Here is a 12,969-nt window from a genome sequence, read left to right as displayed (position 1 = left end):
TGCGCTGCGCGCCCGGCTAGACCCAGTAGGGCACTCTGGCCCGGAACTGCCGCAGCGCCAGAGCGGCGGCGCACCAGCCCACTATCGTCAGGACCACCACCACGATCCAGTGCCTCGGCTCCTGGTGGGCGCCGAGCAGTGGCGCCCGCACGATGTCGAGGTAGTGCAGCAGCGGATTGAGTTCGATGATCCGCCAGTACTTCCCGGCCCCCTGCTGGGCGAGCGTCTCGGCGTTCCAGATGATCGGGGTCATGAAGAACAGCAACTGCACCAGCGAGGACAGCAACGGGCCGATGTCGCGGTAGCGGGTCGCCAGGATGCCGAAGCAGAACGACACCCACACACAGTTGAGCATGATCAGCACCAGAGCCGGGAACACCGACAGGTCCGCCCACGACCACGGCTTGGGGTAGATGATCGCGATGATCACGAAGATCACGATGTTGTGGGCGAACAGGATCATCTGCCGCCACACCAGCCGATAGACATGCACGCTCAACGGCGTCGGAAGTTGTTTGATCAGACCCTCATTGGCAATGAAGACCTCAGCGCCCTCCAGGATGGCGGCATTGATCATGTTCCAGATGATCAGCCCCAGCGTCACATAGGGCAGGTGCTCGGAAAGCGGAAGCTTGAACAGCTTTGCGTAGAGCAGGCCCATCGCCACGGCGGTGGTTCCGGTGGCGATGGTGATCCAGAACGGACCCAGGACGCTGCGGCGGTACTTCTGCTTGATGTCCTGCCAGCCGAGGTGCAGCCACAGCTCACGCTTGCCGAACCCGTCGATCAGGTCGCCCCAGGCGCGGGTGAAGGTCTTGGACTGGCTCGCCGCCTCGATGATGGTCACGGTCGCTTGAATCTCTCTCGTCGGCCCATGCGGCGCAACCGGATCCACTCGCCCAGGCCGGCCGGGTCACGACGGGTCACCAGGAAATACCACCCGAACCGCAGCCACTCCTGGGGCAGCAGTCTGCGCATACCGGGCTGGGCCAGCACGTATCCGCGGTTGCGGTAGGTGAAGAATCTCTTGACGGGGTCGTCGGGGTACTGGGTGTGCATCCGCCCGCCCAGGATGGGCTTGAATTCGTCGCTGCCGTAGGGGTGCAGGTAAACGGTGTCGAGGCAGGTTCCGAAGGGCAGGCCGCTCCGCACCAGCCGCCGGTGCACGTCCACCTCGTCCCCGCGTACGAACAGCCGGATATCGGGAATGCCGACGGTCTCGATGGCTTCAGCCCGAAACAGCGCGCCATTGAACAGCGATGCGATACCGGGCAGCAGATCCTGACCCGGCCCCTCGGTGCGGAGTTCATCGACCCGCCGCCGCCAGACCAGGCCGCGGCGCAGCGGGAAGGCCAGCCGGTCCGGCTGGTCCAGCGCGCACACCATCGGCGAGACCTCGGCCAAGCCGTACTTGTGCGCACAGGCCAGCAGAGTTGCCAACACCTCGCCGTCCCGAGGCCTGCCGTCGTCGTCGGCAAGCCACACCCAGTCCGCGCCGAGTGCCAGCGCATGCAGCATCCCCAGCGCGAATCCCCCTGCGCCGCCGAGATTCCGGCGCGAGCCGAGGTAGGTGGCAGTCACCGGCTGATCGGCGACGATCTGACGGACCCGATCGCTGTCGTCGTTGTCGACGACGATCAGGTGATCAATCGTCCGGCTTTGACTGGTCACCACGGACAGTGACTTCTCCAGTTCATCAGGCCGTCGGTGGGTGACGACGACCGCGCACACCGTCTCGGTCACGAGTCCGTCCACTCTCCGGCGTGTTCGGCGATCACGTCGCGCACGTGGCGTGCGGCGTCCTCGCCCTCGTAGGCTCGTACCACTTCCTCGATACCGCCGGTCAGCCGGATCGCGCCATGGTCGATCCACATCGCGGTCTTGCACAGTCTGGCCAGGAATTCGTTTGAGTGGCTGGCGAATACCAGGATCCCGGAACGCTCGACCAATGCCTGAAGCCTGGTCTGCGCCTTCTTCAGGAACTCCGCGTCCACCGCGCCGATACCTTCGTCCAGCAACAGGATCTCGGGGTCGATGCTGGTGACGACGCCCATCGCCAACCGGACCCGCATCCCGGTCGAGTATGTGCGCAGCGGCATCGAGAGATAGTCGCCGAGTTCGGTGAACTCGGCGATCTCGTCCACCTTCGCGGTCATCTGCTTGCGGGTCTGGCCGAGGAACAGTCCGCGGATGATGATGTTCTCGTATCCGGTGATCTCCGGGTCCATGCCCACGCCGAGATCGAAAACCGGTGCGACACGGCCTCGCACGACGGTTCGGCCGCGGGTCGGCTCGTAGATGCCCGACAGCAGTCGCAGCAGCGTCGACTTGCCCGCGCCGTTGTGCCCGACCAGACCAACCCGGTCGCCCATCTTCAAGGTCAGCGTGATGTCCCGCAGCGCTTCGATGACCACGACGTTGTCGCCCGTTCGCCCGATCGCGCCGCCGGCACTGCCCAGGAGGGTCTTCTTCAGCGACCGGGTCTTGGCGTCGAAGATGGGGAACTCGACCCAGGCGTCGCGGGTCTGGATAAAGGGCTCTGGTGTCACCGTCACCGTCTATCTAGAGGTACTGGCCGGTTCCGTGTCCGGTGTTCCCCCCGGGCTGGGGCATCCCGGGCGGCAGCGCACCCTGACGCATCTGCTCCAACTGTGCCCGTGCAGCCATCTGCTGTGCGAACAACGCGGTCTGGATGCCGTGGAACAGGCCCTCCAGCCAGCCGACCAGTTGGGCCTGGGCGATCCGCAGTTCGGCATCGGAGGGCACCGAATCCTCCGAGAACGGCAGTGCCAGCCGCTGCAGCTCCTCGCGCAGCTCCGGGGCCAGGCCGTCCTCGAGTTCGCGGATGCTGGTGGCGTGGATCTCCCGCAGCCGGTTGCGGCTGGCCTCGTCCAGCGGCGCCGCCTTCACCTCTTCGAGGAGCTGCTTGATCATCGTTCCGATGCGCATCACCTTGGCGGGTTGCTCGACCAGGTCGGTGATCGACCGCTGCTCGTCGCCGCCGTCGCCGTCGGCCCGCTGACCGGTGATGACCTCGATGCCGTCGTCATCGCTGTTGGCTGTCATGCGCTGCGCGTTCCCATCCCTCTAACCAGGCGGCGTGCCGCGCCACTGGTAGATGCGGGCGCCGCCGTTGTCGTAGATCTTGGCCCATGACTTGGACTTGTCCAGTGACACTAGCCCGTCGGGCATCACGAATCCCCGGACGATGGGGGTGCTGACGATCAGGTACCTGATATTGAGGGCCCGCACGGCCTCGGCGACCCGCGGATCGTGGTCGGCGTCGTCGGCGTAGGCCCATAACAGGAAGCGGTTCGGTCCGGGCCCCTGCTGAACCGGGTAGTCGTAATGCGTCCACAGCGGGTGCAGGTCGGCCACCGCGTACATCCAGGCGGTGCCGTCGACGTTTGCGTTGCCGATCAGGGTGTCGCGCGCACCTGGCAGCGCGGCCAGGTGGGCGAAGGCGTCTAGATCCTGCTGGTCGACGATCACGCGGTCGTACTTGTCGCCCATCAGGAACCGGTGGCGTGGCAGGTAGTGCCAGGCAAGTCCGGCGCAGGCGCCGGCGAGCAGCACCGCTGCCGCGACAGTCCACAGCCCCCGGTCCGGTGCGAGCCTCCCGCGGGTCAGTCGCTTCGCCCACTTCGTCGCCAGCAGAGCGGCCCAGAACAGCGCCAGGCCCGCCATCGGCGTCAACAGCAGGGTGACCACACCGGACAATCGCCGCGGATCGCTGTAGAACAGGTCGCTGTAGCCGCGCACCACCGCGCCAAGCGGTCCGTGGAACGGGGCCGACGAGTACACGATGGACACCACGAGAAGCAACCACACCGCCGCCGGCCACCAGATCCGCCGGCGGAGCAGAAGCACGAAGCCCACGGCGGCCAGCGCGATGAGGATGTACTGCACCGGGAAATCGTTGAGGTGGCGGGTGTGCTGGAAAACCGCGTCCAGCAACGCCTTCCGGCGTCCTTCGTACGTGAGGAAGGAGTGGCCGGCGATGATCTCGGCCTGCTGGAACACACCGAGGAACTGGGGCAGCAGGGCCAGCAGCGTCGGCACCGCGACACCGGCCAGTGTCGCGAAGTCAGCCATCCGGCCCCGCACCGGGTGTCGCAACGCGTCCAGCGCCCACCAGGCCGCCAGGAAGGTCACCAGCACCACACCGGCGGTGAGGTGCACGGAGAACACCGCGACCGTCGCCAGTACCGCGAGCGGGATGCGCTCGCGATGGGCCAGGCAGGAAGTGATGATCACAAAGGCCGGTACCGCGATGCCGAACCCGGCCATGTTGGGGATCGACGCCGTCTCGAATTCCACGTAGGGCACCGCGGTGAACGACGCCGCGAGCCCGGCGGCGCTCGCCGAGGCGCCGGCCATGCGCCAGCGGGTGGTGCGGCCGGCCAGCAGCTGCCAGGTCAGCAGCGCCGCGCTGAGCGGGAACAGCCACGCCGCCGCGGCCAGCGCGCTGAGGGTGTAGGCGGTGGTCGGCGCGACGCCGGTCAGCTGGGCCAGCACCGCGGCCAGCGCATGGAACGTCGTGGGGTAGTAGAGCCTCGCCTGCGTCTCGACATTGCGCAGCTCACCCATGTGCGTCGGGGATGCCTGCCCGGTGTCGAGGATCCACCGGATGGTGTTGGCGTGCCAGACCGAGTCCCAGTTGCTCGGTATCGACTGCCATTGCGGCATCCCGCGCCAGGCCGCGCAGCCGATCAGCACCGCACCGAGCACCACCCCTGCGCCCGCGGCCACCGCGGGCCAGTCCGGCCGGCGGGGCCTTACGGAACGGGCCGTCCCGCGCAGCGAAATGCGGTAGCCCAGGAAGAACAGAACCGTCACGCCCAGAACTGCGGCGGCGCTGAGGGCGTTCCACCGAATGCCCAGCGCTCCCATCGGCACGATGGCAAGTCCCACCACGCCGTAGGTCAAAGCCGGGCCGAGGGCCGCGGCGAGTGGCCAGCGCAGCCCGCCCGACCGACCGACCGCGGCGCCGGGAGCAACCAGCAGCAGGACGGCGAACAGCACGCCGACGCCGAAGTTCACTGCCCTAGTATGGGGACGCGGTCAGCGTCGCCGCCGGGCGGGTTGTGGGGATATTCCATGGCTGATCGCGGTTCTAAGGTGGGTGCGATGGCGTACGACGTCGCGCGCGTGCGCGGTCTGCACCCGGCCCTGGGCGACGGCTGGATGCGCTTCGACGCCCCCGTGGGCATGGCAGTCCCGGAGACGGTGGCCACCACCGTGTCGACCGCCTTCCGCAACGCCTCGGCCAACACCGCCAGTCCGCACCCGGCGGCGCAGCGCAGCCTGGCTCTGATCGACGCGGCCCGCCGCGCGTTGGCCGACCTGCTCAACGCGGATCCGGCCGGAGTGGTCCTCGGCGCCGACCGAGCCGTGCTGCTGGCCTCCCTGGCCGAGGCCTCGGCATCCCGCGCCGGCCGGGACGGCGCACTGGTGGTCAGCCGGCTCGACGACGAAGCCAACATCGTCCCCTGGCTGCGGATCGCCGAACGGCACGGCGCGATCGTGAACTGGGCCGAGGTCGACATAGAGACCGGTGAGTTGCCGGTGTGGCAATGGGACGACCTGCTCTCCGCCGACACGCGATTGGTCGCGATCCCGTCGGCGTCATCGACGCTGGGCACCGTCGTCGACGTCGCGGCCGTCACCAAGCGGGTGCACGACAACGGCGGTCTGGTGGTCGTCGACCATTCCGCTGCCGCTCCGTACCGTCTGCTCGACGTCGCCGACGTCGAAGCCGATGTGGTCGCCCTCAACGCGGCCGCCTGGGGCGGTCCTCCGATTGGCGCACTGGTATTCGCCAACCCGGGCCTGGTCGACACGCTCGGCTCGGTGTCGACCGACCCGGTCGCCCGGGGAGCGGCCCGTCTGGAACTCGGGCTGCACCAGTACGGCCTGCTGGCCGGGGTCGTGTCCAGCGTGGAGTACCTGGCCGGGCTGGACGAGGACGCGCAGGGAACCAGACCCGAAAGGCTGGCGCAGTCAATGCGTTCCGCCCGGACCTACCTCGACGGGTTGTTCGATTATCTGGTCTCCGCCCTGGGCTCGCTGCCGCTGGTGACGGTGCTCGGTGACCCGTCGGATCGAATCCCGGTTGCCAGCATCGTCGTGGCCGGCGTTCCGGCCGACCGGGTGGTGCGACGGCTCGCCGACAACGGTGTCCTGGCCGTCGGTCACGCCAGGGCGCGGGCGCTCGAGGCTCTCGGCGTCGACGAGATCGGCGGTGCCGTCACCATCGGGCTGGCGCACTACTCGACGATGGGTGAGGTCGACCATCTGGTGCGGACGCTGGCGTCGCTGGGCTGACCTACCGGCCGATCGTCAGCAGGATCTTGCCGGACGTCTCGCCGGCCGCCAGCACGCGGTGCGCCTCGGCGGCCTGCTCGATCGGGAACCGGGCGCCCACGACCGGCCGTACCGTCCCGTCCGCGAGCATCGGCCACACCGACGCGACCACCGCCGCGACGATCGCCGCCTTGCCCCGCGGCCCGGCGGTCGGCCGTCCGCGCAGAGCTGTGCCCATCACCGACAGCCTTTTTCCGATCAGCGTCGCGATGTTCAGTTCGGCCTTGATCCCGCCCTGCATGCCGATGATCACCAGCCTGCCGTCGAACCCCAGTGCCCCCAGATTGCGGTCCAGGTAGGCGGCCCCCATCAGATCGAGGACCACGTCGGCACCGCGGCCGTCGGTCGCCTCCCGCACCCGATCGACGAAGTCCTCGTCGCGGTAGCGGATCAGCACATCGGCACCCAGGTCGGCGCACACCCGCAGTTTGGCGGCGGAACCAGCCGTCACCGCGACCTCGGCGCCCAGTGCCTTGGCGACCTGGATGGCGTGGGTGCCGATCCCACTGGCGCCACCGTGCACCAGGACGAACTCTCCGGGGCGCAGGTGTGCGGTCAGCACCAGGTTCGACCAGACCGTGCACGCCGCCTCGGGCAGTCCGGCGGCATCCTCCAGGGTGACACTGTCCGGAAGCGGCATCACCTGTGTGGCCGGCACCGCGACGTACTCGGCGTAGCCGCCGCCTGCCAGCAAGGCGCAAACCGTCTGGCCGACAGCATGATTGGCGACACCATCGCCGATCTCCGCGATCGTTCCGGAGACCTCCAGGCCCAGAATTCCGCTGGCTCCGGGCGGGGGCGGATACTTTCCGGCGGCCTGGAGCAGGTCGGCGCGGTTGACCCCGGCCGTGTCGACCCGGATGACCACCTCGTCACTCCCGGCCGTCACGTCCGGCACCTCCCGCCACACCAGTTGTCCGGATTCGGTGACGATGGCACGCACGGGCCTCGACGCTACTCCCGCCGGCACGGAATCAGCTGACCCGATTCGGCATTCTCCACTTCCGGATCGCCTAATATGGCGCCATGGGTGGGACCATTACGGGGCGGTCTGCCAGTGCCTTGCCGGGGCTTGACGCCGCCGAGCAGCGGGCCTGGGAACACTTCCTCGATGCGACGCTGAGGATGTACGGCACCCTGAACCGGACGCTGTCCGTCGAGCACCAACTGAGCCTGCTCGACGTGCGCCTGCTGGATATCCTGCGCAACTCCGAAACCGGGGCGGCCCGGATGGGCGACCTCGCCGAGCGGCTGCTGTCGCTGCCCAGTCGCGTGACACGGCAGATCCGGCGCCTGGAAGATGCCGGCCTGGTGCTGCGCGAGGCCAGCCCCGAGGACGGCCGGGGGGTGCTCGCCAGCATCACCGAGCAGGGCAGGCAAGTTGTCGCCGCGGCGATCGTGACGTACTCCGACGAGGTGCGGCGGCAGTTCGTCCAACCATTGACCCGGCCGCAGATGTCGGCGATGGGAGAAAACTGCCGCCGGATCAGCACCGGACTGAAGAACAACGGCAGGTCCACCCGCTCCTGACGGCTACGCTGAGCGGCGGTGGCGTGGCAGAGCGGCCTAATGCACTCGCCTTGAAAGCGAGAGACGGCTAAACCCGTCCGGGGGTTCAAATCCCTCCGCCACCGCCGACCCGCGTTGGTCCTACGCCGAGAGTGCGCTCAGATCGACATTCGGGCGGGAATCAGGTGGAACTGTCGATCTGCGCGCACTTTCGATGCGACTCCTACTCCCCGGTGAAGTTCGGCGGACGCTTCTCGAACATTGCCGTGACGGCCTCCTTGAGATCCTTCGAGGGAAGGAAGGCCGCATTCCACGCCGCCACGTAGCGCAGGCTGGCCGCGACTTCGTCGATGCGCTGCTCGTCGAGCACGTACTTGATACCGCGCACCGTCAGGGGCGAGTTCGCGGCGATCTCGGCGGCGGTGGCGTGCGCGGCGGCCAGCGCCGCATCGGCGTCGGGCAGCACTTCGTTGACCAGACCGATCCTCTCCGCCCGCGCGGCGTCGATGTCCTTGCCGGTCAACGCCAGCTCGCGCAGATGCCCATCGGAGATGATGTACGGCAGCCGGGCCAGGCTGCCCACGTCGGCCACGATCGCCAGTTTCACCTCACGCACCGAGAACTTCGCGTCGGCGCTGGCGTAGCGAATATCCACCGCGCTGATCAGGTCAACGCCGCCGCCGATGCACCAGCCCTGAATCGCGGCGATGGTCGGGGTCCGGCAGTCCGCCACCGCGCTGATCGAGGCCTGCAGGCGCTTGAGTTCGGTGTGGAACTTCGCCCGCGGACGCGCCGAGGACTCGGAATCACCGTCGACCGAGGGCAGGGTGCCGCCCATCGCGAGCAGGTCCAGCCCGTAGCAGAAATTCCGCCCCGAACCGGCCAGCACGATGGCCCGCACTTCCGGGTCGGCGTCGAGGTCGGCGAACACCTCCGGCATCTCCGCCCAGAAGGCCGGTCCCATCGCGTTGCCCTTGCCGGGTCCCAGCAGGGTCACCTGGGCGATGTTGTCCTTCACTTCGACGGCGAGGGCCTCGTAGCTGCTCATGGCATCAGAGGCTACTCAGATGTACATCGCGGGGTCGATGTAGGTGGTCGGGTCGACAAGCGGCTCACGCTGTCTGTCCGAACGCGGCCGTACCACCGCGGGTATCCCGGTCGCGATCGACTCGGCCGGAATATCGTGGGTGACAACGGCATTGGCGCCGATTGCACTGTCATCGCCGATATGGACCGGGCCCAGCACCTTGGCGCCGGCGCCCACGGTGACCCGGTTGCCGAGGGTGGGATGCCGCTTGCCGTGCTCCAGTGACCGCCCGCCGAGGGTGACCCCGTGGTAGAGCATGACGTCGTCGCCGATCTCGGCGGTCTCTCCGATCACCACGCCCATGCCGTGGTCGATGAAGAACCGGCGGCCGATGGCCGCCCCGGGATGGATCTCGATGCCGGTGAGCAGCCGGGTCAGCTGGCTCAGCATCCTGGCCGCGCCGCGCAGGGCCGGCACCGCCCACATCCGGTGCGCAAGCCGGTGCGACCAGATCGCGTGCAGGCCGGAGTAGACAAGCGCGTTCTCCACGTCGCCGCGGGCGGCGGGGTCGTGCAGGCGGGCGTTGTCGAGGTCCTCGCGCAGGGTCGCCAGCAGGGCCACGGCGGTCAGTCCCGGATGTCGTCGAACATGACGGTGGAGATGTAGCGCTCGCCGTAGTCGCACACGACCGCGACGATCAGTTTGCCGGCGTTCTCCGGGCGCCTGGCCAGTTCCAGAGCGGCCCAGACGATCGCGCCGGAAGAGATGCCGCCCAGAATGCCCTCCTCGGTGCCCAGTTCGCGGGCCACCCGCACGGCGTCGTCGAGCTCGACGTCGATGATCTCGTCATAGCCGTCGCGGTCGAGAATCTCGGGAACGAAATTCGCGCCGATGCCCTGGATCTTGTGCGGGCCGGCACTGCCCTCGGTCAGCAGCGGGGAGTCCTTGGGCTCCACCCCGACGATCTGCACCGAGGGCTTGCGGGACTTCAGGACCCGGCTGACGCCGGTGACCGTGCCGCCGGTGCCGATGCCCGCGACGAAGATGTCGACCGCGCCGTCGGTGTCCGCCCAGACCTCTTCGGCGGTGGTCTGCTCGTGGATAGCCGGATTTGCCGGGTTGCCGAACTGGTTGGCCGCGATCGCGTTGGGGGTCTCGGCGATGATCTGCTTCGCCCGCGCAACCGCACCGGCCATGCCCTCCGACCCCGGGGTCAGCACGATGTCGGCGCCGTACGCGCGCAGCATGACCCGCCGTTCGGTGGACATGGTCTCCGGCATGGTCAGGATCACCCGATAACCGCGGGCGGCGCCGACCATCGCCAGGGCGATGCCGGTGTTGCCGCTGGTGGCTTCGACGATGGTCCCGCCGGGCCGCAGTTCGCCGGAACGCTCTGCGGCGTCGATGATCGCCACACCGATCCGGTCCTTGACGCTGTTGGCCGGGTTGTAGAACTCGAGTTTGGCCACCACCTGGGCGCCGAGACCCTCGGTCAGCCGGTTGAGCCGGACCAGCGGAGTGCGGCCGACCAGCTCGCTGACGTTGCCGTAGATCCTGCCCAAGGCTGAATCCCTCCTGTCGATCCTGGGCTCCACGCTAGTCGCAGCCGCGTCCTGGCCGGTCAGCGGTGTATGAACCGGCGGGCGAAGTCGAGGAAGGCGTCATTTTCGGCGGGTGCCCCGATGCTCACCCGCGCCCCCTCGCCCGCGTACGGCCGGACCAGCACCCCGGCCTCGGCGGCCGCGGCGGCGAACTGCGCTGTGCGCTCCATCAGTGGCAGCCAGACGAAGTTGGCCTGCGACGCCGGGACGGTGTAGCCCAGATCGGCCAGTTCGGCACTGACCCGGCGTCTTTCGTCGACCACCGCGTCGGTGCGCGCCAGCAGTTCCTCGGCTGCCTGCAGCGAGGCGATCGCCGCGGCCTGGGAGATGCTGCTGGCGGTGAACGGCACGTACACCTTGCCCAACGCGGTGATGACCTCCGGGTCTGCCACTGCATAGCCCAACCGCAGTCCGGCCAGCCCGTAGGCCTTTGAGAATGTCCGCAGCACAACGACATTCGGATAGTCCCGCGCCAGGCCGAGGCTGTCGGGCAGCAGGCCGTCACGGATGTACTCGACGTAGGCCTCGTCGATCACGACCAGGGTCTCCGGCGGTACCGCTGCCACGAACCGGGCCAGCTCATCGGGATCGACCACCGTTGAGGTCGGGTTGTTCGGGTTGCAGACGAAGACCAGACGGGTGCGCTCGGTGATGGCGGCCAGCATCGCGTCCAGGTCGAAAGTGTGATCGCGCAGCGGGACCTGGACCGGGGTGGCCCCGGCCACCCGGACCTGAAGCGGGTACACCTCGAAGCTGCGCCAGCCGAACACCACCTCGTCGCCCACCGAACAGGTGATCTGGATCAGCTGCTGGCACAGGCTTACCGACCCGCAGCCCACGGCGATCCCCTCGGGGGTGACACCGGCTTCGGCGGACAGGTGCCGGGCCAGGTGTTCCCTGAGTTCGACGTGGCCGTTGTCGGGGTAGCGGTTGATGGTCTCGGTGGCCGCCGCGATGGCCTCGCGAACGCTGGGCAGCGGGCCGTGCACAGTCTCGTTGCTGGCCAGCTTGATGGCGCCCGGCACGGTCTTGCCGGGTTTGTAGGCGGGCAGATCGGCCAGTTCGGGGCGCAGGCGCGCGGTCACCGGATAAGTCTAGGTGGGACGCTGAACTGGCTTTGCCATCCCTCAACGGGCATGTGTACGCTCTTGCACGGTCCAGGAGGCGTGCCAGAGTGGCCGAATGGGACTCACTGCTAATGAGTTGTCCCCCTTCAAGGGGACCGGAGGTTCAAATCCTCTCGCCTCCGCCGCGGCTGATCGCATCAGTCACGAACAACTGAAAACCGGCGCCCGTAGCTCAACGGATAGAGCATCTGACTACGGATCAGAAGGTTAGGGGTTCGAATCCCTTCGGGCGCGCTTGACACTCTGTATTACTTCGGTTGATACCTGCCATTTCGTCTTCGGTTGATGCTTGACGGTGTTTCGGCTGATGCTTGACAGCTACTTCGGCTGATCCTTGACACTCCCCGGTATGAGGGGGCTCAAGGATCGTTCCCATCGCCCCGGCCGGTGTCCGAGTTCCGACCACGATCCGGGCAAGGATCCGTTGGCTCTGGCCTACACACTCCCGTTTATGAGGGAGATCAGCGTGACTAAGCAGATGTATCAGGCCGTTTTGGCGGTCGTTAGTGATGGGCTGTCGATTTGGGCGGCGGAGTCGAGGAATCAGCGACCCTCCGATACACCCTGAGTGAACAGTGCGCGATTGCCTCAGCGCCCACGGCTGGCGCTAACATTCCCTTCTATAAACCGGCACGCAGCGATTGGAGGACACTTGACCCGCGAAGCCGGCGTTCGGCTGCGCGACAACCTTCGCCGAGCTCGCGACGCCCGATCCTGAGTTCTGCATGGAATGGTGGAAGCGGGCATTCGAGACGTGGTACCCGGTCGTCTACGCCAAGCGTGACGACGCCTCCGCGGCGCTCGAAGTCGCCTGGGCGATCGATGCTCTCGAACTACGTTCCGGATCCCGCGTTCTCGATCTCGCATGCGGGGGAGGCCGGCACGCGCGCGCCCTTTATGCGAAGGGCTTCGACGTCGTCGGCTGCGATCAATCGCTGACGCTCATTCGCGAGGCGCTACGACGCGGCGGAGGTCCGACGTTCGTCGTCGCGGATCAACGGTCGCTTCCGTTTTTGCCGGCGGCCTTCGAGGCCGTCACCTGTTTCTTCACCTCGTTCGGCTACGGCGACGGCCCCGAGCACGACGTCCGCATTCTGCGGGAGACGGCGCGCGTGCTGCGACCCGGCGGACGCTTCCTTCTCGATCTCCCCGACAAGTGCTCGGTGGTCGAAGGACTCGTGGCGCACGGGGTCGAACGTCGCGATGGCGTCGTGATCGAGTCTTGGCGAAGGTGGACGGGCACACGCGTCGAGAAGGACGTGACCGTGCGCCACGAGTCCTTCGACCACCGAGCACTTGTCGGGGAGATCGAGAAGGAAACGTCCGCCGGGTCGCAGCA

At 67.7% G+C, this 12,969-nt stretch carries 13 protein-coding genes and 3 tRNA genes; 6 read left to right on the top strand and 10 right to left on the bottom strand.

Going from position 1 to position 12,969, the window contains the following annotated elements; all coding sequences use genetic code 11:
• Positions 1-16 precede the first annotated feature (16 nt).
• From wzm to ACKOQ4_RS02075, 5 genes are read right to left on the bottom strand one after another with little or no spacing between them, the layout of a single operon-like run.
• The gene (wzm, locus tag ACKOQ4_RS02095; protein ID WP_526288344.1) at positions 17-847 is read right to left on the bottom strand and encodes a galactan export ABC transporter permease subunit Wzm/RfbD; all 831 of its coding nucleotides are present in this window, start codon (positions 845-847) and stop codon (positions 17-19) included.
• On the bottom strand, positions 844-1,743 hold the full coding sequence (gene glfT1 / locus ACKOQ4_RS02090) for a galactofuranosyltransferase GlfT1 (RefSeq protein WP_526288342.1): 900 nt from the start codon (positions 1,741-1,743) through the stop codon (positions 844-846). Before glfT1 ends, wzm begins: the two co-directional genes overlap by 4 nt.
• Positions 1,740-2,549, bottom strand: a complete 810-nt coding sequence (gene wzt / locus ACKOQ4_RS02085) for a galactan export ABC transporter ATP-binding subunit Wzt/RfbE (protein WP_526288340.1) — start codon at positions 2,547-2,549, stop codon at positions 1,740-1,742. The genes glfT1 and wzt overlap by 4 nt, the downstream gene beginning before the upstream one ends.
• A 13-nt stretch (positions 2,550-2,562) precedes the next feature.
• On the bottom strand, positions 2,563-3,066 hold the full coding sequence (locus tag ACKOQ4_RS02080; RefSeq protein WP_526288338.1) for a proteasome activator: 504 nt from the start codon (positions 3,064-3,066) through the stop codon (positions 2,563-2,565).
• A gap of 21 nt (positions 3,067-3,087) precedes the next feature.
• On the bottom strand, positions 3,088-5,043 hold the full coding sequence (locus ACKOQ4_RS02075) for a DUF6541 family protein (protein WP_526288335.1): 1,956 nt from the start codon (positions 5,041-5,043) through the stop codon (positions 3,088-3,090).
• Between the two features lie 87 nt (positions 5,044-5,130).
• Between ACKOQ4_RS02075 and ACKOQ4_RS02070 the strand changes: the two genes are divergently transcribed.
• The gene (locus tag ACKOQ4_RS02070) at positions 5,131-6,327 is read left to right on the top strand and encodes a cysteine desulfurase-like protein (protein WP_526288333.1); all 1,197 of its coding nucleotides are present in this window, start codon (positions 5,131-5,133) and stop codon (positions 6,325-6,327) included.
• Position 6,328: 1 nt separating this feature from the next.
• On the opposite strand, the gene ACKOQ4_RS02065 is transcribed toward ACKOQ4_RS02070, so the two are convergent.
• Positions 6,329-7,309, bottom strand: coding sequence for an NAD(P)H-quinone oxidoreductase (locus ACKOQ4_RS02065; protein ID WP_526288331.1), 981 nt, complete (start codon positions 7,307-7,309; stop codon positions 6,329-6,331).
• An 83-nt stretch (positions 7,310-7,392) separates the two neighbouring features.
• Between ACKOQ4_RS02065 and ACKOQ4_RS02060 the strand changes: the two genes are divergently transcribed.
• Together ACKOQ4_RS02060 and ACKOQ4_RS02055 are read left to right on the top strand one after the other, a co-directional pair.
• Complete coding sequence (locus ACKOQ4_RS02060) at positions 7,393-7,896, top strand: MarR family winged helix-turn-helix transcriptional regulator (protein WP_526288329.1); 504 nt, start codon at positions 7,393-7,395, stop codon at positions 7,894-7,896.
• A gap of 17 nt (positions 7,897-7,913) precedes the next feature.
• A tRNA-Ser gene (locus ACKOQ4_RS02055) sits at positions 7,914-8,000 on the top strand.
• Positions 8,001-8,098: 98 nt separating this feature from the next.
• Here ACKOQ4_RS02055 and ACKOQ4_RS02050 read toward each other — a convergent pair.
• Genes ACKOQ4_RS02050 through hisC form a run of 4 tightly spaced genes read right to left on the bottom strand, consistent with a single transcriptional unit; the run spans position 8,099 to position 11,588 of the window.
• On the bottom strand, positions 8,099-8,923 hold the full coding sequence (locus ACKOQ4_RS02050; RefSeq protein ID WP_526288327.1) for a crotonase/enoyl-CoA hydratase family protein: 825 nt from the start codon (positions 8,921-8,923) through the stop codon (positions 8,099-8,101).
• A gap of 15 nt (positions 8,924-8,938) precedes the next feature.
• Positions 8,939-9,523 (bottom strand): serine O-acetyltransferase EpsC, encoded by a 585-nt coding sequence (gene epsC / locus ACKOQ4_RS02045; protein WP_526288325.1) that lies wholly within the window; start codon positions 9,521-9,523, stop codon positions 8,939-8,941.
• Between the two features lie 5 nt (positions 9,524-9,528).
• Positions 9,529-10,464 (bottom strand): cysteine synthase A, encoded by a 936-nt coding sequence (gene cysK / locus ACKOQ4_RS02040; protein WP_526288323.1) that lies wholly within the window; start codon positions 10,462-10,464, stop codon positions 9,529-9,531.
• A 59-nt stretch (positions 10,465-10,523) separates the two neighbouring features.
• Positions 10,524-11,588: a histidinol-phosphate transaminase gene (gene hisC / locus ACKOQ4_RS02035; protein ID WP_526288321.1), complete on the bottom strand. Its 1,065-nt coding sequence runs from the start codon at positions 11,586-11,588 to the stop codon at positions 10,524-10,526.
• A gap of 75 nt (positions 11,589-11,663) precedes the next feature.
• On the opposite strand from hisC, the gene ACKOQ4_RS02030 reads away from it, so the two are divergent.
• The 3 genes from ACKOQ4_RS02030 to ACKOQ4_RS02020 all read left to right on the top strand — a co-directional run.
• Positions 11,664-11,752, top strand: a tRNA-Ser gene (locus ACKOQ4_RS02030).
• A 39-nt stretch (positions 11,753-11,791) separates the two neighbouring features.
• A tRNA-Arg gene (locus tag ACKOQ4_RS02025) sits at positions 11,792-11,864 on the top strand.
• A 491-nt stretch (positions 11,865-12,355) separates the two neighbouring features.
• The coding region (locus ACKOQ4_RS02020) for a class I SAM-dependent methyltransferase (protein ID WP_526288319.1) at positions 12,356-12,969 on the top strand (614 nt) is incomplete at its 3' end.

Source organism: Mycobacterium sp. (assembly GCF_046095365.1).
Classification (GTDB): Bacteria; Actinomycetota; Actinomycetes; order Mycobacteriales; family Mycobacteriaceae; genus Mycobacterium.
This window is presented reverse-complemented; position numbering and strand designations above follow the sequence as displayed.

Excerpts from the sequence above, each read along its gene's own strand:
- ACKOQ4_RS02080 (WP_526288338.1), bottom strand. The coding sequence starts at position 3,066 with ATGACAGCCAACAGCGATGACGACGGCATCGAGGTCATCACCGGTCAG.
- ACKOQ4_RS02070 (WP_526288333.1), top strand. The coding sequence starts at position 5,131 with ATGGCGTACGACGTCGCGCGCGTGCGCGGTCTGCACCCGGCCCTGGGC.
- ACKOQ4_RS02060 (WP_526288329.1), top strand. The coding sequence starts at position 7,393 with ATGGGTGGGACCATTACGGGGCGGTCTGCCAGTGCCTTGCCGGGGCTT.
- ACKOQ4_RS02050 (WP_526288327.1), bottom strand. The coding sequence starts at position 8,923 with ATGAGCAGCTACGAGGCCCTCGCCGTCGAAGTGAAGGACAACATCGCC.